We start from the raw sequence: 25,224 nt of genomic DNA, 5'->3' as shown, positions 1-25,224 counted from the left end.
GCCGGGTGCTCACCGGTCGATTCGCGGGCGGACGGCGAAGACCTCGTGCATCTCCGTGCCGACCAGATGCGGGTCCTGGCGGGTCTGCGCCGACATACCCCGACGTGTGAACAGATCGCAGATCTCGCGCAGCCGGCCGTCGCGATCGTGCACCTCGGCGACGACGACGTGGATGCGCCGCCAGTCCGCGTCGGTAATCCCGTGCAGCACATCCAATTCCGCGCGTTCGACATCGACCTTCAGCAGGCCGATCTCGCACCCGCGGCAGTGCTGGTCCAGGATCGCCGACACCGTGGTGACCCCGACCTCGAGTTGTACGCCGTCGTGCAACCCCTGGGTGATGACCGCGATGGCCTTGTCGTCCAAGCCGTTGTTGCGCAGATAGATGGCGGTCGCCTCGTCGTCGGCCGCGCGATCGGCGAAGAATCCGGAATTCGCCGTCGCGCGCGGGTACCAGGTGAAGGCCCGGGTCCCCGGCGTGGCGCCGACCGCGGTTCGCAGCGATATCCCGCCGGGAACATGCGCGGCGATATTGCGATCCAGGCAACGGAAGGTCATCGGCACCGGTTCGACCGCGATGACCCGGGTTCCCGGGCAGGTGTCGGCGAACATCATCGCGCTCAGGCCGATGTTGGCGCCGATGTCGAGGACCATCTGGCCGGGACTGAGGAATTCGGCCGCGCGCCGGTAGAACCCGTCCGCGGCGGTCGTCTCCCCCCACAGCATTCTGGCTTCGGCAGGACTGGTGCACGTCACCGTTCTGCCGTCATCGAGTCGCACGTGTTGCAGAGTGGTCAGCATTGTTCCATGAACCTTTCGAGGACAGGGCCGACGACGGCCAGCGCACGGGGATGGCTCATTTCGAGATGGCGGGCGTCGACCACGACGTTGTGGATGTCGCCGCCCACGTAGGGCCGCCAGGTATCGGCGAGAGCATCGTGGTCCGGATGGTCCTGTCCGGCGGTGAACAGGATCAGGTCACCGTCGAAGACGTCCGGACGATGAGCGGCGGAGATATCGCCCGCGGTGCGGAAACTCTCCATGACTCGATCCGTCTGTTCGGCGGTGAACAGTCCGGTCGCGATCACCTGCCCCCGGATGACATCCCACGCTTGTTCGTGGGTGCTCACCACGAGCTCGTCACCCAGGTCGAACAACTCCCGCCAGCCGCCGAGCAGATCGGCCATCAGCTGCCCCGGCGCGGGTTCACCGGCCGCGGCCGGCGGCTGCGGTGGCGCAACCGCCGCACTGTCGAGCAGGGCCACGATGCCGACCCGGGCGCCGTCGCGGCGCAACCGAACCGCCATCGCGTGCGCGATCTGGCCGCCCAGCGACCACCCCAGCAAGTGATAGGGCCCCGCGGGCTGGACGCGGCGGATCTCTGACACATAGCGGGCGGCCAATTCATCCACCGAGGCGGCGGCGGGTTCGCCGGCGACGACGTGCGGATCCTGCAGGCCGTATACCGGGCGATCCGGATGCAGATGTTCGACGAGTCCGCCGTAGAACCACGCCAGGCCGCCCGCCGGATGGACGGCGAACACGGCCGGCTCGGATCCGTTCGCGCGCAACGGCAGCAGCACGGTCAGACCGGATGCGCCGTCGGCGTCGTCGGCTCGGCGGGCCAGCGCCTGCGGTGTCGCGTCCTCGAACATCCACGGCAGGTCGAGCGTCACACCGCGCGTTCGCAATTCGGTCACCGCCATGGTGGCCAGCAGCGAATTGCCGCCAAGATCGAAGAAGCCGTCGGTCGCCCCGACCCGCGCGGAGCCCAGGATCTGCTCGTACACCTCGGCGATGATCTTCTCGGTGCGCGTGCGCGGTGCGACGAACCGTTGCGCGGCCGTGTCGAAATCGGGCGCGGGCAAGGCTTTTCGATCCAGTTTGCCGTTGACCGTCAGCGGCAGATCGGCCAGCACCATCACCATCGAGGGCACCATGTAACTGGTCAGCACCTCGGCGGCGGCCGCCCGGACCTCCCCCGGATCGATGTGCTGCCCGTCGGCGGCGACGACGTATCCGATCAGCTGGTCGACCTCGCGTTCGTGGCGATGCACGGCCGCGGCGGCCCGTGCGACCGACGGATGCCGCAGCAACGCCGACTCGACCTCCCCCAGCTCGATCCGGTACCCGCGCAACTGCACCTGCGCGTCACCGCGACCGGCGTAGCTCAGTTCCAGGCCGTCGCCGGTTTCCCGCCAGCTGCCGAGGTCGCCGGTGCGATACAACCGACCGCCGGCCGGGCCGAACGGATCCGCCACGAACCGGCTCGCCGTCGGGGCGGGTGCCCGCAGGTAGCCGCGCGCGAGTTGTGGTCCGGCGACGCAGATTTCGCCGCGAACCCCGACCGGCACGGGACGCAGCCGGTCGTCGAGGACATAGATTCGCAGGCCTGGGAGCGGCACCCCGATCCGGTCCGCCGCCGGGCCGTCGACCTCGGCGAAGGTCAGATGCACCGTGGTTTCGGTGATCCCGTACATGTTGACCAGCCGCGGTGAGCCGGGCTCGTGGGCGGCGAACCACTCCGGCAATCGCGACGCATCCAACGCCTCACCGCCGAAGACGACATAGCGGAGCGCGAGATCACCACTGCCGCAGCCGGATTCCCGATATCGGCGTTCGGCGTCGGCGAAACCGTAGAAGGCCGACGGGGTTTGACTCAAGACGGTGACGCGTTCGCGCGCCACCAGTTCCACCAGCGCGTCGGGCGAGCGGGAGGTGTCGCGGTCGACGACGACCAGCCGGCCGCCGGTCAGCAGCGCGCCCCACATCTCCCACACCGCGAAATCGAATGCGTAGGAATGGAACATCGTCCACACGTCGCCGGAGTGGACGTCGAATCGGTCGGTGGCGTGGGTCAGCAGTGTGACCGCGTCGCGGTGGGTGACGGCCACGCCTTTCGGGGTACCGGTCGACCCGGAGGTATAGATCACGTAGGCGAGGTTGTCCGGCCGCGGGGCCACCGGCGCCCGAGCGCTGCCGGCGTCGAATTCGGTTTCGGCATCGTCGATCGACACCAGCGGCGTCGCGCACCTGGGCACCTGTGCGGCGATCTCGGCCGAGGTCAGCACTACGACCGGGCGCGCGTCGTCGATGACGAAGCGCAGGCGGCGCGGCGGATTCGCGATATCCAGCGGCAGATAGGCCGCGCCCGCGCGCACGACGGCGAGCAGCGCGACGATCAGATCGACCGACCGCGGCAGCGCCACCGCCACCAGCGTTTCCGGTCGTGCGCCGTGCGCGGCGAGGCGGGCGGCCAGCCGGGTCGCGCGGCGATCCAGTTCGGCATAGGTGAGCTGTGCCGTACCGTCGCTCACCGCGATCGCGTCGGGTTGTGCCGCGACGCGGACGGACAACAGCTCGGACAGGGTCTGCTCCGGGACCGCGCTGCCGTCGGTTCCGGCGGCGGACAATATCCGGCGGCGTTCGTCCGGTGCGACGATATCGATATCGTCCACGGCGACAGCGGGATTCGCGGTCGCCTGCTCCAGGATGCCGACGAACGCCCGCGCGAATCGCCGCATCGTCTGCTCGACGAACAGGTCGGCGGCGTAGGTGAGGCGACCGGTCATTCCGCCCGGCCGGCCGTCGGCGTCGCGCCGTGGGACGAGTTTGACGTTGAGATCCGCGCGTGCCTGATCGAAGCCCTCTTCGATCGGTTCGACGGTGAGGCCCGCCAGCTCCAGCGCGGCGGCGCTGAGATCCTGCACGTCGAGCGTCACCTGATAGAGCGGCATGTGCGCGGTCGAGCGCCGCGGATTCAGCTCCTCCACAATCTCTTCGAAAGGCACGTCGGCGTGCGCCAACGCCGCCAGATCCGTGTCCCGGACGGCGGCGAGCAGTTCCTCGAACTCCTGCCGCGGCGCCACCCGCGTCCGCAACACCAGCGTGTTGACGAACATGCCGATCAGATCGTCGAGTTCGCGGTCGCCGCGGCCGGCCACCGGGGTGCCGATCGCGATATCGCCGACCGCGGCCAGCTTCGACAACAGGACTGCCAGCCCGGCGTGCAGCACCATGAACACCGTGGCGTCGGCCGCGCGGGCGAGGGCCTCGACGCGGGCGTGCAGGTCGGCGGACAGCTCGAAATCGAGGGTGCTGCCGTGCATGGACGCCACCGGCGGCCGGGGCCGGTCGGTCGGCAGTTCGAGAAGTTCCGGCAGTCCGGCGAGAGCGCCGGTCCAGAAGCGCAGCTGCCGGGAGATCAGTGAGTCCGGGTCGGACTCGTCACCGAGCATCTCCCGCTGCCACAGCGCGTAGTCGGCGTACTGCAGGGGCAGCGGCGGCCAATCCGGTTGTGTTCCTTGCCTACTCGCCTCGTACGCCACCGCCACGTCCCGGGCGAGCGGCAGCATGGACTGCCCGTCGGCGCAGATGTGGTGGACGCCGATCACCAGCACGTGGTCACGGTCGCCGAGGGCGAACAGTTCGGCACGCACCGGCGGCTCCCGGGTGACGTCGAAGCCCGCCGACACCACCGCCGCCGCGCGTTCGAGGACCTCCCGTTCGCCGGTTCGGATCGGGACCAGCGCAGGCGCTACCTCCTCGGCGTCCACCACGACCTGGCACGGAGCCCCGTCGATCATCGGGAACCGGGTTCGCAACGACTCGTGCCGGTCGATGACCAGCGCGCACGCCCGGCGCAGCGCGTCGACGTCGAGGTCGCCCCGCAACCGGATCACCAGCGGAATGTTGTACGCGCCGACCGAGGCGTCGAAGCGGTTGAGGAACCACATCCGCTGCTGTGCGGGCGAGAGCGGGATGCGGTCCGGGCGGGTACGCGGCACCGGCCGCGCGGCGACGGCCCGGTCGGCGCCGGCGAGACGGGCGGCCAGTTCGGCGACCGTCGGGGCGTCGAACAGATCCCGGATGCCGACGTGCACACCCAGCGCCGTGCGCACGCGCGCGACCGCCCGGGTCGCCGACAGCGAGGTGCCGCCGAGTTCGAAGAAGTTGTCGGTCGCGCCGACGTCGCCAACACCCAGGACGTCACCGAAGACGTCCGCGATGCGCTGTTCGGTGTCGCTGCCGGGAGCGACCCGGCGTCGCCGCACCGCGAAGTCCGGTGCGGGCAGCGCCGCCCGATCGAGCTTGCCGGTAGCGGTCAGGGGAAGTTCGGCGATGCGCAGCACGACGTCGGGCACCATATGCGCCGGCAGACGGCGGCGCGCAACGGCCTTGAGCTCGTCCGGATCGATCCCGGCCGCGCCGACCAGATATCCGGCCAGCCGGGCGGTGCCGCGCTCGTCGGCGCGCACGGCGACCGCCACCTGGTCGACCCCGGGATACTCGCCCAGGACGGCCTCGATCTCGCCCAGCTCGATGCGCTGACCGCGGATCTTGACCTGGAAGTCGCGGCGGCCGAGATACTCCACCGTGTAGTCCGGTGTCCAGCGCGCCAGGTCACCGGTGCGGTACATGCGAGAACCGTTGGGGCCGAACGGGTTAGCGACGAATGCGGTCGCTGTCGCTCCGGGCCGGTTCGCGTACCCGCGCGCCAACTGCGGGCCCGCCAGATACAACTCTCCGGCCACGCCGACCGGCACCGGCCGCAGCCACGGGTCGAGTACGACGGCCTCCATTCCGCGGATCGGCACGCCGATGGTCACGGCCCCACCCGGCGCCAACGCCGCGCTGATCCCGGCGAAAATGGTGGCCTCGGTCGGCCCGTATCCGTTCAGTAGCCGCCGTCCCGGCGCCCACACCGCGACCAACTCCGGTGTCACCGCCTCACCGCCCGCCGCGAGCACGCGCAACGAATCCATGCCCTCCGGGGACAGGGTGGCCAGAACGCTCGGGGTGAGGAAGGCATGCGTCACCCGTTGTGCCCGAACCACCTCCGCCAGATCTTCCCCGGCATAGGCGTCCGGTCCCGCGACGACCAGCACCGCGCCGTTGGGATGGGCCAGCAGTACCTCGAGGACCATCGCATCGAAGCCCGGGCCCGCCGCGTGCAGCACCCGTGAGGCGGTGTCGATGCCGAAGTGGTCGCGCACCACCGCGGTGAAATTCGCCAACCCCTCGTTCGTGACCACGACACCCTTGGGCGCGCCGGTCGAACCGGAGGTGTAGATCACGTACGCCGCGTCCGCGCTCCGCGGTGTCCGCACGCGTTCCGCGTCGGTGACGGTGGCCGCGGATGTCGCGGCGATCGCGATCTCGGTCCGCGGATCGTCGAGGACCAGCGGGAATACGGTGTCCGGTAGCAGATCCCGCGCCGCCGCGACCGTGAGCGCCACTCGCACATCGGAATCGGCGAGCATATGGGCGACGCGTTCGGCGGGATTGCGCGGATCGACCGGCAGGAACGCCGCGCCCGTCTTGACCGTCGCCCACAGTCCCACGACGAGTTCCATCGATCGCGGCATCACCAGGGCGACCTGCTCACCGGGACCGATCCCGCGCTCGAGCAAGGACCGCGCCAGCCGGTTCGAGCGCGCGTCCAGCTCGGCGTAGGACATCGTCTGCCGGCCCGAAATCAGCGCCGGCGCGGCAGGATTCGACCACACACCCGCGGCGAGCAACCGGTCCGCACGTTGCGGCGCCGCTGCGGCGCCGCCGGTGGCGGGGACCAGGGCCTCGCGATCGGCGTGGTCCAGCAGTTCCAGTGTCATCAGCCGTGCACCCGGGTCGTTCGCGATCGCACGCAACACCAGTGCGACCCGGTCGGCGAGTCCGGACGCCGTCGCGTCGGTGACCTGATCCTGCCGGTAGCGCAGCCGGATGTGCAGCCGGTCGGTGTGGTGGGCCTGAACGGTGATCGGGTAGTGCGCGGCGTCGCGACCGTCCGCCGCGACCACCCGCATGCCGTCGATGTCGGCGGCGCCCAGGCCACTGCCGTCGACCGGATAGGACTCGAATACCACCAGCGTGTCGAACAGCGATACCGCATCGACCGCCGACAGGATCCGCGGCAGTTCGAGGTAGTGGTGGTCGAGCAGGCGAGTGTTGCCGGCCTGCAGCCGGGTCAGCGCCTGCTCGAGCGTATCCTCGCGGCGGACCTCGGCGACGACCGGAATCGTGTTGATGAACAGCCCGATCATCGACTCCACGCCGGGCAGGTCGGCGGGCCGGCCGGACACCGTACTGCCGAACACGACACGGTCGGAGCCGAGCAGATTGCCCACGACCACCGCCCAGGCGAACTGCACGATCGTCGCCATCGTCACCGCACGGGACCGCGCGAACTCCGCCAGCTCGGCGCTCACCTCGCGCTCGACCTCCACCGGCAGATCGACCGGCATGGTCGCGGCCGCATCGGCACGCGGATCGGCGACCAGGGTCGGTTCGGTGACATCGCGCAGCGCGTCGCGCCACACCGCCACGCTCGCGGCACGATCGCGCCGGGCCAGCCAGTCCAGATACTCACGGTAGGCGGCCGCATCCGGCAGCAGCCCGGGCTGCCCGTCCGCCGCGTACAGGCCGATCAGTTCCCGCCACAGCAGTGGCAGCGACCATCCGTCGAGCAGCAGGTGGTGGGCGGTCAGGATCAGGCGGAAGTCGCGCGGCCCCAGCTCGGCGAGCACGAATCGCAGCAGTGGCGGTTCCGCCGGATCGAAGGACGCCTCCCGCTCGGCATCGAGGAGCGCCGCTGTCTCCGAAGGGCCTGCGGAGAGCGCGACCTGTCGCCACGGCACCTCGATCGTAGCCGGAATCACCTGCACCGCAACACCTTCAGCGGTGCGCGCGAACGCGGCCCGCAGGTTCGGGTGGCGCACGAGCAGGGCCTGCGCGGCGCGCCGGAACCGGGCTGCGTCGACCTCGCCGGTGAGAGTGAGCACGGATTGGGCGAGATAGACGTCGAGCCGGCCCGCGGCGACTTCGGCGTGGAAGAGCAGCCCGGCCTGGAGTGGCGCCGGCGGCCACACGTCGTCGAGTCGTCCGTAGCGGCGGGCGAACGCGTCGAGATCCTCGCGGGTCACGTCGACCAGCGGCACATCCGCGCGGCTCAGTCCCCAGTCCCGGTCGGCCGCGGCCGCGATGGTGGTCAGTGCCTCCACCCATTCGCCGGTGAGTTCGTCGACCTCGTCGCGGTCGAGCAGCCGGGAGGCATAGCCGACATATGCCGACAGCTGCGGTCCGGCTGCCGTGTCCAGAATGTTCACATCGATCGTGAGCACCGCCGCCGCCGGCATCTCCGGCTCGAATGCCGCTCGCTGATCGAAGGTTTCGCCGGAGGGCACCCATGCCGGATCGGCCGGATCCGTGCCGTCCATGCCCGTGCGCCCGAGGTTGTTGTAGGCGATCTGCGGTTCCGGCAGCTCGGCGAATCGCTGCGCGATCGCGGGATTCAGATAGCGCAGCAGGCCGTAACCGATTCCCTTGTCCGGGATTTCCCGCAGCTGGTCCTTGACGGATTTCACCGCGGCGGGCAGATCGGCGTAGTCCGTCCCGTCGAGGTCGAGCACCACCGGATATCTGGTGGTGAACCAGCCGACGGTGCGGGACAGGTCCGCCCCTTCGGCGATCCCTTCTTCGCGGCCGTGCCCTTCGAGCATGACACTCGTTGCCGGACAGTCGATGCCGCGGCGTTCACGCAGGCGCCGCACCGCCACGGCCAGCGCAGTCAGCAGCGCGTCGTCGACGGTGCCGTGCGTCGCCGCAGGCACCTCGCGCACCAATGCCGAGGTCACCTCGACCGGCAGTGTGACGGTCACGTGCCGCACGGTCGCCTGGGTATCCAGCGCGGGATCGATATTCGCCCGTCCGAGTATCGGGTCGGGGGCGGAGCAGATCCGCTGCCACAGTGGGAATTCCTCGGCCCGCGCCGCCGCCGCGGCGACCAGCGCCTCGGCCCACCGCCGCATCGAGGTGCCGGGCGCGGCCAATTCGATCGGACGCCCGGCGATGATCCGCTGCCACGCGACGGCGAAGTCGGGCAACAGAATTCGCCACGACACAGCGTCCACGGCCAGGTGATGGATCACGACGAGCGCACGCGCCTCCGCGTCCACGCCGGGTTCCGGCAGCAGGCAGACGACGTGCACCATCGCGCCGGTCGCCGGATCGAGCCGGTCGACCGCCGCGGCGAAGGCCGCCTCCACCACAGCCGTGAAACCCGGCGAACCCGGCCGCTCGCCGGTGCCGAAGGTTCGCATCGATACCGATCCGGCGCTTTCGGACGCGCTCGGCGGCAGGACATCCCAGCGGCCCGCCCGCAGCCGCGAGCGCAGCACATCGTGGTGTTCGACGACCGCCCGCACGGTCGCGCACACATCGTCGACCCGCGCGTCCCGCGGCAACCGCACCAGCACGGACTGCGCGAACCGCGCCGGTGCGCCGAGGTGCTCGACGAACCACGCCACGATCGGCGTGAGTGCCACCTCACCCACGCCACCGCCGGGCAGTTCCTCGATCACTGCCCGCGCGGGCGCCTGCGCGATCTGCGCCAGACCGCGAACCGTCTTGCGCTCGAAGATGTCTCGCGCCGTCACGCCGATGCCGACGGCCCGCAACCGCGAGGCCAGCTGGATCGACATGATGGAATCGCCACCCAGCGCGAAGAACGACGTGGTCGCGCCGACTCCGGGCACACCCAGCACATCGGTGAAGGCCGCGGCGACGGTGCGTTCGAGCTCGTCCGAGATCGCCGCCGCGCCCTCGGCGGTTACCTCGAAGTCCGGTTCCGGCAACGCTTTTCGATCCACTTTGCCGGTCGAGGTGAGTGGCAGCCGGTCGAGTACGGTGACGGTCGCCGGCACCATATGAGCGGGCAGGGTGGCCGCGAGCCGATCCAGGATGTCGCCCGGCGCGGCGGTCGTGGCGGGATCGGTGGTGACGTAGGCCGCGAGCACGGTCCGCCCGCCCGGACCGGTGCGCGTCACGGTGACCGCGGTGGCGACGGCCGGATGCGCGAGCAAGGCGGCATCGATCTCCCCCAGTTCGACCCGCTGGCCCCGGATCTTGATCTGGAAATCGAGCCGGCCGACGTACTGCATCGTGGCCTGCGCGGTCCAGCGGACGATATCGCCGGTGCGGTACATCCGGGTTCCGGGCGCACCGTAGGGGTTCGCGACGAACGACGCCGCCGTGACGGCGGGACGATTGAGGTATCCGCGTGCCAGTGCGGCGCCGGAGAGGTACAACTCCCCCGGCATCCCGATCGGCACCGGGCGCAGCCGCGCGTCCAGCACCACCGCCTCCGCGCCGCGGATCGGCCCGCCGATAGTGAGTGTTTCGTCCGGGCCCACCGGATCGCTGATCGTGATCACGATCGTCGTCTCGGTCGGCCCGTAGATGTGGTGCAACCGCCGCCCGGCCGCCCAGGCCGTGATCAGGTCGGGCGCCACCTTCTCGCCACCGACCGCGAGCATCCGCACCGAATCGAGCTCGGCCGGAGACATCGTCGCCAGCACACTCGGCGTCAGGAACGCGTGCGTCACCCCGTGCGCCGCGATCAGCGCGGCCAGGTCCGCGCCGCCGACCACCTCCGGCGGCGCCACCACGAGTGTCGCGCCGGCGGCGTGCGCCATCAGCGCTTCGAGCAGGACCGCGTCGAAGGCCGGTGAGGCGACTTGCACGATGCGCGAGGTGCGCTCGACGCGATAGCGGTCGCGCTGCTCCGCCGCGAAGGCGGCGAGCCCCTCGTGGGTGACCATCACACCCTTGGGCGTTCCGGTCGAGCCGGATGTGTAGATCACATAGGCCACATCCTGAAGCCTCGGCGCGCGTGATCGTTTCACCGCGAGTTCGCCCGGGTCCCGTGGTTCGTCGAGCATCAGCCAGCGCACATCGCCGGGCAGCGCGGCCCGCGCGGCGGTCGTCGTGATACCGAGGGCAGCACCGGAGTCGTGCAGCAAGTAGGCGATCCGCTCGGGCGGATAGCGCAGATCCAGCGGCACGAAGGTGGCGCCGGTCTTCACGATCGCCCACATGGCGATGTGATAGTCCGCCGAGCGCGGTACGGCCAGCGCCGCGCATACCCCCGGTTGCGCGCCCGACGAAACCAGCTGGGCGGCAAGCTCTTCCGCGCGATCGTCAAGTTCCCGGTAGGTGAGCGTGCGAGTATCGTCGATCAGCGCGATCGCCTCGGGAGCGGTCGCCACGGCCGCGCCGAGCAGCTCCGAAAGCAGCCGCGGCGCGGGTGCGGCGCCGCCACGTGCCGGAACCAGCCGCTCGGCCTCCTCGGCGCCGATCAGCGCGATATCTCCCACCGGCCGGGCCGGATCACCGACCACCGCGTCGAGAACGCGCACGAACCGGTCCGCCAGCCCCCGCGCGGTGGACTCGGCGAAAAGATCGGTGGCGTAGATGATTTCGCCGTCCATTCCGACTCCGTCACGATCGGGATTGTCGGTCAGCAGGACGGTGAGATCGGTTTTGGCCTGGGCGACACCGGGATCGATCAGCTCCACCTCGACATCGGGCAGCCGGAACCGGGCGGCCCCTGTGTTCTGCACGCCGAACAGCACCTGGTACAGCGGCGTATAGGCCGTGGACCGGGGCCGGTCGAGCAGATCGACCAGCCGCTCGTAGGGCAGGTCCGCGTGCTCGAGCGCCTCGAGGTCGACGCCGCGCACCTGCGCGACGAACTCTGTGAACGACATGTCGTCACGGACCGGCGTGCGGAGCACGACGGTGTTGACGAACATGCCGACCAGATCGTCCAGCGCCGCCGTCGCGCGCCCTGCCACGGGCGTGCCGATCGACACGTCGCCGGTATGCGCGGTGCGCGAGAGCACGATCGCCAGCGCGGAATGCAGCACGACGAAGACGGTCACGCCCTCGCGCCGGGCCAGCCGCACGATCTCCTCGTGCAGCCGCGGCGGTATACCGAACCGCACACTGCCCCCGGCCATCGACATGGTCGCGGGCCGTGGACGATCGGTCGGCAGATCCAGCAGCTCCGGCGCATCGGCCAGGGCCGCCGTCCAATAGGCGGCCTGGCGCGCCGTCACCGACGCCGAATCCTCCTCGGCGCCGAGCACCTCCCGCTGCCACAGCGTGTAGTCCGCGTAGTGCACCGGAAGCGGTTCCCATTGTGGCGCTTCGCCTTTCACGCGCGCCGCGTAGGCGGTGAAGATATCGCGGGCCAACGGTGCCATCGACGAGCCGTCGGCGGCGATGTGATGGACGGCAAGGACCAGAATGTGCTGCTCGGGAGCGAGGCGATATATCCGCACACGCAGCGGTACCTCGGCCGAGACGTCGAAGCCCGCCTCGACGGTCTCCCGGATCCGCTCCGCCAGCACGGCCTCCTCGACCGGCTCCGCATCCGGCCTCAGGCGCTCGGCCACGGCGGCCACATCCCGCACCACCTGGCAGGGTTCGCCGGCCACCGTCGGATAGACGGTCCGCAGAGGTTCGTGCCGGCCCACGACGTCCTCGAACGCCGCACGCAGCGCGCCCAGGTCCAGCGCGCCGGTCAACCGCGCGGCGAAGCCGATGTTGTAGGCCCCCGAGGCGGGATCGAACTGGTTGATGAACCACAGCCGCCGTTGTGCCGCCGCCAGCGGGACCGTGGCCGGGCGCGGCCGCGGCGCGAGCGGGAGCAGCGACGACCGCGCACGCCGGCTGAGGCGAGCCGCCAACCCGGCGATCGTCGGCTCCTCGAAAATATCGCGAATTCCTACCCGCACCCCGAGGGCCGCCTCGGCACGCGCGGCCACCCGGGCGGCCGAGAGCGAGTCGACACCGATCTCGAACAGATTCGCCGCCACGCTCACCCGCTCCGCGCCGGTGATCGCGGCGACGATATCGGCCAGTGCCGCTTCGTGATCGGTGCCCGCGGCCACGAAGTCCGCCACGCCGTCGAACTCCGGCTGCGGGAGCGCGGCCCGGTCGAGTTTGCCGTTCGCGGTGAGCGGCATCCGGTCGAGCACCTCGACGCGCCCCGGAACCAGATACGACGGCAGCCGGCGCGCGAGCCGGTCCCGGATCGCGCGGCCGTCGATCGCCGCTCCCGGTCCGAGCGTCACATAGGCCACGATTCGTTCCGCGGTAGCGATCGCGACCGCGCGCACGACCTCCGGGAGGGCACATGCCGCCGCCTCGATATCCCCCGGCTCGACTCGCTGGCCGTGGACCTTCACCTGGAAATCGCTGCGGCCCAGGAAGTCCAGACGGCCCGATCGGGTCCACCGCACCAGATCCCCGGTGCGGTAGAGCCGCTCCCCCGGTGCGCCGAACGGATGCGCGACGAAGGCCGCGCAGGTGAGATCGGCGCGGCCCTGGTAACCGCGCGCCAGCTGCACACCCGAGACGTACAGGTCGCCGACGACGCCGACCGGCACCGCGCGCAGCCTGCGGTCCAGCACGTACACCCGCATGCCGGAGACCGGTGTGCCGATCGGGACCGTCGCGGGGACCGTCACACCGGGCGAGCAGCGCGCGGAGGTGACCACCTCCGCCTCGGCCGGGCCGTACCAGTTCACCACCTCCGCCGCGGTGAACACGCGCGCCGCGGCATCGACGGTGGACTGCGCCAGCGCCTCCCCTGCGACGAAAACCCTTCGCACCGAAGCCAACTCGGTGCCGTCGACGGCTTCGAGCAGGACGTCGAGCATCGACGGGACGAAGTGCACCGTGGTGATCTCCCGGTTCGCGATGCACTCCGCGAGATAGGCCGGGTCGCGATGCCCCTCGGGTTCGGCGATCACGATGCGCGCGCCGGTCTGCAACGGCCACAACAGTTCCCACACCGCGATGTCGAAGGTGACGGGCGTCTTGTGCAGCACCGTATCGCCGGCGCCGTGCGGCCACTGCCGCTGCGCCCAGGCCAGCTGACCAGCGGTGGCGGCGTGGGTCAGCGCCACGCCCTTGGGCACACCGGTGGAGCCGGAGGTGAACAGGACATAGGCCACGTTCTCCGGCCGCAGCGGCGCCCGGCGATCCGCATTCGTGATCGGGTCGCCGGACAGCCCGGACAGATCCAGCCGATCCAGGTCCACCCGCGAACATTCCGGTGTCAGGCCGGCGCCGTCGGCCGACGTCGTGAGAACCAGGAGCGGCCGTGCCGCGTCCAGCACGTCGGCGACGCGCCGGCTCGGCTGCTGTGGATCGATCGGCACGAAGGCCGCGCCCGACTCCAGCACCGCGTACAGCGCCGTCACGAGGTCGACCGAACGTCGAACCGCCACGGCCACATGCGTTTCCGTACGCGCACCGCGCGCGATAAGCCATCGGGCCAGCCGGTGGACGCGGTCGGCGAAGTCGGTGTAGGTCAGCGCCTCACCGTCGGCGGGCAGGATCGCCGGAGCGTGCGGAGTGCGGCGCACCTGTTCGCCGAATCCGTCCACCAGCGTGCGGCCCACCGACACCGGGTCGCCGGTGTCGTTCCAGCGTTTGAGCACCAGCTCCCGTTCGGCGGTATCGAGCAGATCGAGTTCACCGAGCGGCGCGTCGGCGTCGGTCGTGAGCCCGTCGAGCAGGCGGACGAACCGGTCCGCGAAGCGCTGCGCCGACTCCGCGTCGAACAGGTCGGTCGCGTAGGTCAGTCGCAGCGTCATTCCGGCCGGCTCACCCTCGGGGCCGTGGTCCTCCGTCACCATGAACAGCAGGTCGTAGATCGCGGAACTGTCTCCCGCATCGAGTGTTTCGACGGTGAGGTCCGGCAGCTCCACGCGCGCCCGCACCATGTTCTGGTAGGCGAGCATCACCTGGAACAGCGGCGAATGCGCGGTCGAGCGGGCCGGGCGCAGTGCGTCGACCAGCTGCTCGAACGGCACGGTGGCGTGGTCGAAGGCTTCGATATCACTGCGGCGCACCACATCCAGCAATCCGGTGAACGTCTGATCGAGGGTGACACGGGTGCGCAGGACCAAGGTGTTGACGAACATGCCGACCAGCTCGTCGAGCACCCGATGACCGCGGCCCGCATGCGGTACGCCGACGGTGACGTCGTCACTACCGGACAGGCGCGACAGCAGTATCGCGAGCGCCGTGTGCACCACCATGAAGGTGGTGGCGCGAGCGCGCTGGGCCAGCGATTCGACCCGGCTCTGCAATTCCGCCGGTATGTCGGCGTGGATCAGCGCGCCGCGATGGCTCTGCTCGACCGGGCGCGGGCGGTCGGCGGGCAGTTCGAGGAGTTCCGGTATCCCGGCGAGTCGCGTTCGCCAGTAGGCGATATCCCGGGCAACCGGAGATTCGGGATCGCCGGGCGAGCCGAGGACCGCACGCTGCCACAGGGCGTAATCGGCGAATTGCACCGGCAGCGGCGGCCGGTCCCACGGATGGTCGCCGGTCCGCGCCCTGTACGCCGCCACCAGATCGGCGGCCAGCGGCGCCACCGAATAGCCGTCGCAACTGATGTGGTGCACCGCGATCGCGACCACCCGGACGGTGTCCGACAACCGGTACAGCGCCACCCGCACCGGCACCGCCTCGGATACGTCGAATCCGGTGGTCGACAGCGCGGCCAACCGGTCGGCCAGCTCCCGCTCGTCGATCCACCGCGGTGTCAGGTCCCACTCCGCGACGACGGCGGCCGCATCCAGCACCACCTGCGTGGGCACGCCGTCGACCGCCGGGTACACGGTGCGCAGACTCTCGTGCCGTTCCACCACATCGACGACCGCGGCAGCCAGCGCGTCCGCGTCGAGCGCGCCCTCGAGCCGAACCGCGAGCGGCACAATATATCCCGGCGCCTGCGGGTCGTATTGGTTGAGGAACCACATCCGGGTCTGCGCCGTCGACAACGGCAGGCGCTCCGGTCTCGGCCCGGGCGCCGGGGCGGGCAGCGCGGGCACGCCGCGCAGCCGGGTGATGCGCTCGGCGAGCTCGGCGACCGTGGGCGCTTCGAAGATCATCCGCACCGGCACGGATGCATCGAGCGTGCCGCCGATCCGGCTCAGGGCGCGGGTGGCGACGAGCGAATTGCCGCCCAGGTCGAAGAAGTCATCGTCCGCGCCCACGGCCGCCACGCCGAGCAGTTCGGCGAAGACCTCGGCGACCGTTTGCTCCACGATCCCCTGGGGCGCACGGTATTCCGCCTGCCCGATCGCGTCCGGAACCGGCAGCGCCCGGTAGTCGATCTTCCCGTTGGCGGTGAGCGGCACCGCGTCGATCCGGATGATCGCGGCGGGCACCATGTAGGCCGGCAGGCGGTCCAGCAGCAGGCGGCGAAGCTGCCTGGCATCCACGGTCTCCGGTGCGACCACGTAGGCGATCAGGCGTTGCTCGCCGCGGTCGGCGCAGACGCGCGCCACGGCCGCGCTCACCTGTTCGTGCGCGAGCAGCGCCGCCTCGATATCCCCCGGTTCGATGCGCAGCCCGCGAATCTTGACCTGGTCGTCGGCGCGCCCGACGTAGCACAGCACGCCGCCCTTTCCCCACCGAACCAGGTCACCGGTCCGGTACATGCGGGCACCGGGCACACCGGCGAGGGGGTCGGCGACGAAGGTCGCGGCGGTCAGATCGCGGCGGCGGTGATAGCCGCGAGCGAGCTGGACGCCGCCCAGATACAGCTCCCCCGTCACGCCGGCGGGTACCGGATGCAGGCGCGAATCCAGCACGTGCACCACGACATTCGGCTCGGGCGTACCGATCGGCACGGTACCGCCGTCGATACCGTCGACGTGGTAGGCGGTGACGCTGACCGCCGCCTCCGTCGGCCCGTAGAGGTTGTCGAGGCGCGCATCGCTGAGTTCCCGGAAGCGACGCACGGTGTCGGCCGGCAGCGTTTCGCCGATGCACAGGACGCGCCGCAGATCCGGGAAGCGATGACGGGCCGCCGTCTCCTCGAACGCGGCGAGCAGCGAGGGCACGAAATCGGCTGTGGTGACGTGATGTTCGGCGATCAACCGCGCGACCGCCTCCGGGTCGGCGCCCGCGCCCGGGCCGGCGATCACCAACTCGGCGCCACAGGTCAAGGCGCAGAACAGTTCCCACACCGACAGGTCGAAGGTGACCGGCGTCCGCAACAGCATGACGTCGTCGCCCAGCCGATAGTGCTCGCGCAGCCAGCGCAGCTGATTGACCACCGCGGCATGCGATACCGCCACGCCCTTCGGCACTCCGGTCGAGCCGGAGGTGTAGATGACGTAGGCCAGATTCTCCGGGCGCAGCGGCCCGAGCCGGTCGCGGTCGGTCACCGGCGAGGTGTCGAGTGGTCGGGCGCCGAGTTCGGCGACATCCCAGACCGGGATGTCGCCCGGCAGGTTCGCCTCGTCGGATCGGCGGGTGAGGACCGCCCGGGGCCGTGCCGCGCCGAGCACGGCGCGCACCCGATCGAGCGGGTGTTCCGGATTCACCGGTAGATATGCCCCACCCGCCGCATGGATCGCGTAGAGGGCGGTCAGCAGGTCGGCGGACCGGTGCATCGCCACGGCCACAACCGTTTCGGGGCCGACTCCGCGGTCGATCAGCGCCCGCGCGAGCGCGTTCACCCGGGCCGCGAATTCTCCGTAGCCGAGTCGTGTGCCGTCCCCGGTGTCCAGGACGGCGATCGCGCGCGGTGTCGCCGCGGCCTGGGCGGCGAACAGCTCGGCGATCGTCGCCGAGGACGGCGCCATGGATCCGCCGGTCTCCCGCACGGCCAGCTCGCGCGCCTCCTCCTCGGTCAGCAGATCGATATCGCCGATCGCACGGTCGGGCCGGTCGACGACCGCGCGCAGCAACAGAACGAATCGGTCGATCATCGAGCGGATCGTGGACTCGTCGAACAGATCTGTCGCATAGGAGAATTCGAGAGCCATCGCACCGGGCTCGCCGTCGCGGCGCGCGGTGTCGACGAGATTGAGGTGCAGATCGTATTTGGCCACGCTCGGGTCCGCGGTCCGGGCATCGACCGTCAGCCCTTCGAACCGCACCGTCGGAATGTCGATGTTGTGGAACGCGAAACCCACCTGGGTCAGCGGCGCGTGCGCCGTGGAGCGAGGCGGATTCAGCACCTCGACGAGACGTTCGAACGGGATGTCGGCATGGCCGAAGGCGGCGAGATCGGTTGCCCGGACCTGCTCCAGAATCCGGCGGAAGGACGCGCCGGGATCGATGCGCGTCCGCAACACCAGAGTGTTGACGAACATGCCGATCAGGCGTTCGAGGCCCGGTTCTCCGCGCCCGGCCACCGGTGTGCCGACCGCGATGTCGTCACCGCCCGACAGCCGTGCCAGCAGTGCGGCATACGCCGCGTGCAGCACCATGAACACCGTGGCATCGCGCGAGCGGCCCAGCGCGGTCAGCTCACGCCCGAGATCGGCGGGCAGGGTGTACGACACCGTCGCGCCCCGGAAGCTCTGACGCGCCGGGCGGGGGCGGTCGGTGGGCAGATCGAGCACTTCGGGCAGATCGGCCAGCGCCGCGCGCCAGTAGTCGAGTTGAACGGCGGCCGGAGCGGTCGGATCGTCCTCGGTGCCGAGCCGCTTGCCCTGCCAGAGCGCGTAATCCGCGTACTGCACGGGCAGCGGCTCCCACCGGGGCGCGCGCTGCCCGCGGCGCGCCTCGTAGGCGGTCATCAGGTCGGCGGCCAGCGGTGCGAGCGAGGATCCGTCGAAGCTGATGTGATGGACGACGAGGACCAGCGTGTGTTCCTCGGCGGCGGTGCGCAGCAGGGCGATCCGGAACGGGACGTCGCGGGTGACGTCGAATCCGGCGGCGGCCGTGGCGGCGATCCGCGCTTCGAGCTCCGCCGCGGGAATCGCCTGCGGCTCCAGCGGCGGCAGCGCCTCCCGCACCGGCACGATCAGCTGGTAGGGCCCGGTGTCGCTGTCCGGATGCACGGTGCGTAACGCTTCGTGCCGTTCCAGTACATCGGCGACGGTCGCGCGCATGGCCGCCACATCGAGCGGTCCCGTCATGCCCACCACGAGGGCGATGTTGTACAGCGCGGAGCCGGTGTCGAACTGGTTGAGAAACCACATCCGGGCCTGGGCCGGCGAGAGCGGAATGCGCGCCGGGCGCGGCTGCGGGAGCAGCGGTTCCCGCCCGGGGGCGTCGATGGTGCGCAGCGCCGCCGCCAGCGCCGCGACGATCGGGGCGTCGAAGACGGTGTGCAGCGACACCTCGGCACCGAACGCGGCACCCAGCCGCGCGGCCAGCCGCGTCGCCGACAGCGAGTTGCCGCCGAGGGCGAAGAAGTTGTCGGCGACGCCGACCCGGTCGATACCCAGCACAGCGCCGCACACATCGGCGACGAGCTGTTCGGCCGCATCGCGGGGCGCGACGAAATCGGCTCGCGCACTGTCGAATACCGGCGCGGGCAAGGCGGCGCGGTCGACCTTGCCCACCGTGGTCAGCGGGAGGGCGTCGAGTACCGTCACCGCCTCGGGAACCATGGGGGCCGGCAGGTGGCGCGCGGCGTGCGCGGTCACGGCGGCCACGTCGATACCGTCGCCGACGGGCGCGAGGTAGGCGGCGAGCCGCCCTCCGCCGTCGGTCTCTACGGTCACCACAACCGCGGCGGCGACGTCCGGATGACCGGCGAGGACGGCCTCGATTTCGCCGAGTTCGATGCGCCGGCCGCGGATCTTCACCTGGAAGTCGGTGCGCCCGGCGTATTCGAGGGTGCGTTCGGGGGTCCAGCGCGCCAGATCGCCGGTGCGATACATCCAGTCCCCCGCGGCGCCGAACGGATCGGCCACGAACGCCGCTGCCGTGTCCGCCGGCCGATCGAGATATCCGCGGGCGAGATGAATACCGGAGATGTACAGCTGCCCGGTCACTCCGACGGGCACCGGCCGCAGCCGCTCGTCCAGAACCAGCGCCCGCACACCGCGGATCGGACCGCCGATCGTCACCCGGTCACCGGGGCGGAGGGGATCGCTGATCGCCACCATGATCGTGGTCTCGGTCGGCCCGTAGCCGTTGTGCAACCGGCGGCCGGGACCCCACACCGCGACGGTGTCGGTCGCGACCGCCTCTCCGCCGGCCACCAGTACGCGCAACGAACCGACGTCGGCGGGCGACATCGTCGCCAGCACGCTGGGCGTGATGAACGCGTGCGAGATCCGTTGCGTGCGAATCAGTTTCGCCAGCCGCTCGCCGGCGAAGACATCCGGTGGTGAGATCACCAGCGCCGCACCGTGCGGATGTGCCATCAGCAGTTCCAGCACCAGCGCGTCGAAGCCCGGAGCCGCCACCTGCAGTACCCGCGCCGAACTGCCGATGCGATACCGTTCCCGTTGTTCGGCAGCGAAATTCGCCACCCCGGCATGCGTCACGGCGACGCCCTTCGGCTCGCCGGTCGACCCCGAGGTGTACACCACGTACGCCGTATTCGACGCCCGGCACGGGCGAAGGCGGTCACCGTCGGTCACCGCGGCCGCGGAACGGCAGGTGATGCGGGCCTCGGTCCGCGGATCGTCGAGCACCACCGGCTCGGTGGTGTGCGGCACCAGATCCTGCGTAGTCGTCACCGCGATCGCGACCCGGACGTTCGCGAGCATGGCCGCGACTCGCTCGGCCGGATTGCGCGGATCGACCGGCACGAACGCCGCGCCCGCCTTCGCCACCGCCCACATCCCGACCACGAGTTCCACCGACCGCGACAGCACCAGCGCCACCCGGTCGTCCGGGCCGATTCCGTACTCGATCAGCACTCGGGCGAGCTGGTTCGACCGGGCGTCCAGCTCCCCGTACGACAGGGTGTGCGCGCCGGACACGATGGCCACGGCCTCCGGATCCCGGATCGTCAGCAGTTCGCCGAGTATGCGCGGCGTCTCGGCCCGGCCGCCGGATGCGGGCACCAGTGCGGCGCGCTCCCCGGCCGACAGCACATCGACGGCACCGACCCGCTGCCCCGGATCACGCACGACCGAATCGAGAATCCGGTGCAGGCGCGCGGCGAATTCCTCGACCGTGCCCCGGTCGAACACGTCGGCGGCGAAATTGATCCGGACCGGGAGATCGCCTGCCGCCCGGGCGTTCTCGGCGACGGTGACGATCAGGTCGACCTTCGCCGGCTGCGGTCCCGGATCCAGGACCTCGGCGGTGACGCCGGCCAGTTCGAGGGTCGGGCGGTCCATGTTGTCGAACGCGAGATACACCCGGCACAGCGGGTCCTGCGCGACCGCCGACATCGGCTCGATCGCGTCGGCGACCCGTTCGTAGGGCAGGTCGCTGTGGGCGAACGCGTCGACATCGATGTCCTGGACCCGCGCCAGGAAGTCGGCGAAGGTTTCGTCGTCACGCACTCGCGTCCGCAGCGGCACGGTGTTGACGAACATGCCGATCAGCGGTTCCAGCGCGCGTTCGCCACGGCCCGCGACCGGAGTGCCGACGGTGATATCGGTCGAATCCGACAGCCGGGCCAGCAACACGGCCAGCGCGGCGTGCACGACCATGAAGGTGGTGGCCCTCGCCGAGCGAGCCAGCCGCTCGATCCCGGCGTAGGTCTCGGCGGTGATCGCGGTGTCGACGACCTCGGCGAGCAGGGACCGGCCTTCCGGCCGCCGGTGGTCGACCGGCAGTTCCAGCGGTCGCGCCATTCCCGCCAATTGCTCTGTCCAGTAGTGCAATTGACGCGCGGCGAGCGAGTCGGGATCACTGTCGTCACCCAGCAGCATGCGCTGGCGGATGCTGTAGTCGGCGTACTGCACCGGCAGCGGTTCCCAGTCGGGAGCGTGCCCCTGCGCCCGCGCTCGGTAGGCGGCGGCGAAATCGGCCGCCAGGGGCGGCAGCGACGACCCGTCGCAGCAGATGTGGTGCAGCACGACCACCAGGACGTGCCGGTGATCGGTGGTGGCGAGCAGTGCGACGCGGATCGGCGGCCGGTGGCGCACATCGGTTCCGGTCGACACCAGCTCGCCGATCCGGTGGTCGAGTTCGTCGGCGGAGATGCGGCGCGGCGTCACATCCCATTCCGCGGCGACCTCCTCGGACGGCAGAATCACCTGTGTCCCTCGGCCGTTCACGGCCGGATACACGGTGCGCAGGGATTCGTGCCGTTCGATCACGTCGGCCAGCGCGGCGCGCAGGGCGACGGTGTCGAGTTGTCCGGACAGCCGCAGCACCAGCGGAATGTTGTATGCCGCCGATTCGGGCTCGATCTGATTGATCAGCCAGATCCGGGTCTGCGCGGGCGCGAGCGGAAGCGGGTCGACGCGCGGCTGTGGCCGCAGCGCGGGCCGTGCTGACCGGCGGGCGCCGTCGATATGGGCGGCGAGCTCGGCCGCGGTCGGCTTCTCGAACAGCTCGCGCACCGACACCTCACACCGGGTCAGTTCGGCGATCCGCACCGCGGCGCCGGTGGCGGTCAGCGAGTTACCGCCCAGCTCGAAGAAGTTGGCCAGCACACCCACCCGGGCGACGCCCAGGACCTCGGCGAAGACATCGGTGATGGTCTCCTCGACGGCCGTGCGCGGCGCCACGTAGGCCGCCGCCGAATCCGGTGCCGGTTCGGGCAGGGCGCGATAGTCCACCTTGCCGTTGACGGTCAGCGGCAGTGCGTCGAGGACGACGACGTGGGCGGGGACCATGTAGTCCGGCAGAATCGAGCGGACGTGGGTGCGCAACTCCTCGGCCGTGCAGTCCGCGCCGGTGGCCGGCACCACGTAGGCCATCAGCCGGGCCGCGTCGGTGCCGGGCAGATGGACGACGACGACCGCCGCCGCCACCGAACCGTGGCTCAGTAGCGCGGCGCGGATCTCGTCGAGTTCGATCCGGAAGCCGCGCAGCTGCACCTGCCGATCGGCCCGGCCTCGATATTCCAACTCGCCGTGGATGTTTCGGCGCGCGACATCACCACTGCGATAGAGCCGCGAACCCGGCGCGCCGAACGGGTCGGCGACGAAGCGTCCCGCGGTCAGCCCCGGGCGGCCGATATAGCCGCGGGCGAGTCGCGTTCCGGCGACATAGATTTCACCCCAGGCACCCAGTGGCACCGGCCGCAGGCGTTCGTCCAGGACGTACACGCGCAAACCCGGCAGCGGCGGGCCGATGACGCTGGGGGCGCCCGGCACGGCGCGGTCGGGCGCCAGCGGAGTGTAGGTGACGAAGACCGTTGTTTCGGTGATGCCGTAGCTGTTGGCCAGCACCGGCAGGCCGGGATTGCCGGCGTACCAGTCGGACAGACTCGCGGGGTCCAGCGCTTCCCCCGAGAGGACGACGAGGCGCAGCGCGAGCTCACCGTCCGGTTGCCCGGCGTCGGCGTAGCGCTGTCGCGCGGCCGCGAACTGATGGAACGCCGACGGTGTCTGACTGAGAACACTCACCTTGTTCCGCGCGACGAGACGGACCATCTCGTCCGGTGAGCGCGTGACGGGACCGTCGACCACCACGATCCGGCCACCGGTGACCAGCGCACCGAAGATCTCCCAGACCGAATAGTCGAATGCGAACGAATGGAACAGCGTCCACACGTCATCGGCGCCTACCCCGATCTCGGCCGTCGCGTCGGTCAGGTAGCCGGCGACCGCGCGATGAGTGACCGACACGCCCTTCGGCCGCCCCGTCGATCCCGAGGTGTAGATGACGTAGGCGACGTTGTCGGGACGCAGCGGACGGGTACGTTCCGCATCCGTGATCGGCTCGCCGCTCTCGGTGATGTCGTCGTCGAACAACACCACGCGGCTCGTTTCCGGCAGGCGGTCGCACATGCTCCGGTTCGTCACCAGTGCGACCGGTTCGGCGTCGCCGAGCACGTAGTCGAGCCGCTCGAGCGGATGCGCCCGGTCCAGCGGCAGGTAGCCGGCGCCGGACTTCACGACCGCCAGTGCGGCGACGATCAGATCGGCATCCCGTGGCAGGGCGATGGCCACCAGCGTTTCCGGCCCGGCTCCGAGTGCGATGAGCCTGCGCGCGAATCGGTTGGAGCGCTCGTCGAGTTGGCGATAGGTCAGGGTGGTCGTCCCGTCGTCGACGGCGACGGCGGATGCCGACGACGCGGCCTGCCGCGCGAGGAGGTCGACGAGCGTCGCCGACGTGGGCGCCCCGTCGTGGCCCGCGAGTTCGCCCAGCACTCGCCGCTGCTCGGCCGGATCGACCAGCGGAATGTCGATCAGCCGGGCATCGGCGGGCGAGTTCGTCATACGGTCGAGGAAGTCGGCGAATCGGCCGGCGTGGGCGTCGAGTTCGTCCTGGCCGTACAGGTTGGCATTGCCGTGCAGTTCGACCGACAGCGGCGCGTCGGCGCCGGAGCGGTACATGTTGAGCTGCAGATCGTCCAGCGCGCCGGAGGTCAGTGCGCGGTAGCGTCCGATCGCGTCGCCGAGGCGGATCTCGGAATCGAAGAACAGGATGTTGACGATCGGGCCGAACGAGGTGGCCGCCGCGTCGACGGCATCGGACTCGCGGCGAAGATCCTCGAACCGGTAGAGCTGATGCCGCATGGCCAGGACGAGTTCGGACACCGATTCGCCGATCAGGTCCGCCACCGTCGTCGCCGGGTCCGCGGTGAACCGGATCGGCACCATATTGGCCAGCATCGCGGCGGCATTGCGCAGTCGCCTGGTCACCCGCCCGGATACCGGAAGCGACAGGACGACCTCGTCGGTACCGGTCATGCGCGCTAGGAAGGCGGCGAACGCGGCCACCACCACCTGCGCCGCGGAGGCGTTCAGCTCGCCGGCGAACCGGTCGATCCGCTCGGTCAGCGGCGACGGCAACGTGCGCCCGGCGTAGCGGTCGTCCTCGCTCCACTTGGCGCAGCGCCCCGCCAAACTCGTGGCCGGCGGCAGGCCGGCCGCCTTGTCCAGCCAGTACGCCCGGTCGGTTTCGAATCGCCGACTCGTCCGATAGTCGTGCTCCGCGGTGATGATCTCGGTCAGCCGGGGTGCTGCCAGCGGCGTCGGCGAGCGGCCCTCGATCAGTGCGTTGTAGTGTTCGGCCGCGCGGTTGAGCAGGTTGAACGCGCCGTAGCCGTCGATCACGAGGTGATGAGCACGCGCGTACCACAGATACCGGTCCGCACCGACCCGGATGAGTTTCGTCGCGACGAGCCGGTCCCGGGCCATGTCGACGGCCTTGGTGCCGTAATCGCGGCGCATCCAGTCCATCGCCGCCGCGTAGGGGTCGGCGGCCGCGGTCAGATCCAGCAGCGGCTCGTCGTAGACGAGGCCGCGGTCCACGTACTGATACGGACGACCGCCGACTTCGACCACCCGGACGACCATCGATTCGGTCTCGTGGCCGGCGTCGTTCATCGCCTTGCTGAAGGCGGCGTAGTCGATGTGCCCCTCGATCTCGACGTAGTGGGCAATGTTGACGTTCGGTCCGCCGGGCAGGTTGTCCGCCAGCCACATTCCGTATTGCGCTCTGGAAAGCGGAATCAGATCAGGATTTCGGTCTGACGGCATGGCTGAATCCGGACTCATCGTCTAACCCCTCCTCGAATTCCGAGACACGGAG

At 70.4% G+C, this 25,224-nt stretch carries 2 protein-coding genes; both read right to left on the bottom strand.

Annotation, left to right across the window (positions count from 1 at the left end):
* Positions 1–9 precede the first annotated feature (9 nt).
* Positions 10–801 (bottom strand): FkbM family methyltransferase, encoded by a 792-nt coding sequence (locus A5780_RS21295; protein ID WP_063012888.1) that lies wholly within the window; start codon positions 799–801, stop codon positions 10–12.
* Positions 795–25,172, bottom strand: coding sequence for a non-ribosomal peptide synthase/polyketide synthase (locus A5780_RS21290; protein WP_197521824.1), 24,378 nt, complete (start codon positions 25,170–25,172; stop codon positions 795–797). Before A5780_RS21290 ends, A5780_RS21295 begins: the two co-directional genes overlap by 7 nt.
* Positions 25,173–25,224: the final 52 nt, after the last annotated feature.

The organism is Nocardia sp. 852002-20019_SCH5090214 (assembly GCF_001665865.1).
Taxonomy (GTDB): Bacteria; Actinomycetota; Actinomycetes; order Mycobacteriales; family Mycobacteriaceae; genus Nocardia; species Nocardia nova.
This window is presented reverse-complemented; position numbering and strand designations above follow the sequence as displayed.

Coding starts and splice junctions, on each gene's coding strand:
- A5780_RS21290 (WP_197521824.1), bottom strand. CDS start 25,172: ATGCCGTCAGACCGAAATCCTGATCTGATTCCGCTTTCCAGAGCGCAA.
- A5780_RS21295 (WP_063012888.1), bottom strand. CDS start 801: ATGCTGACCACTCTGCAACACGTGCGACTCGATGACGGCAGAACGGTG.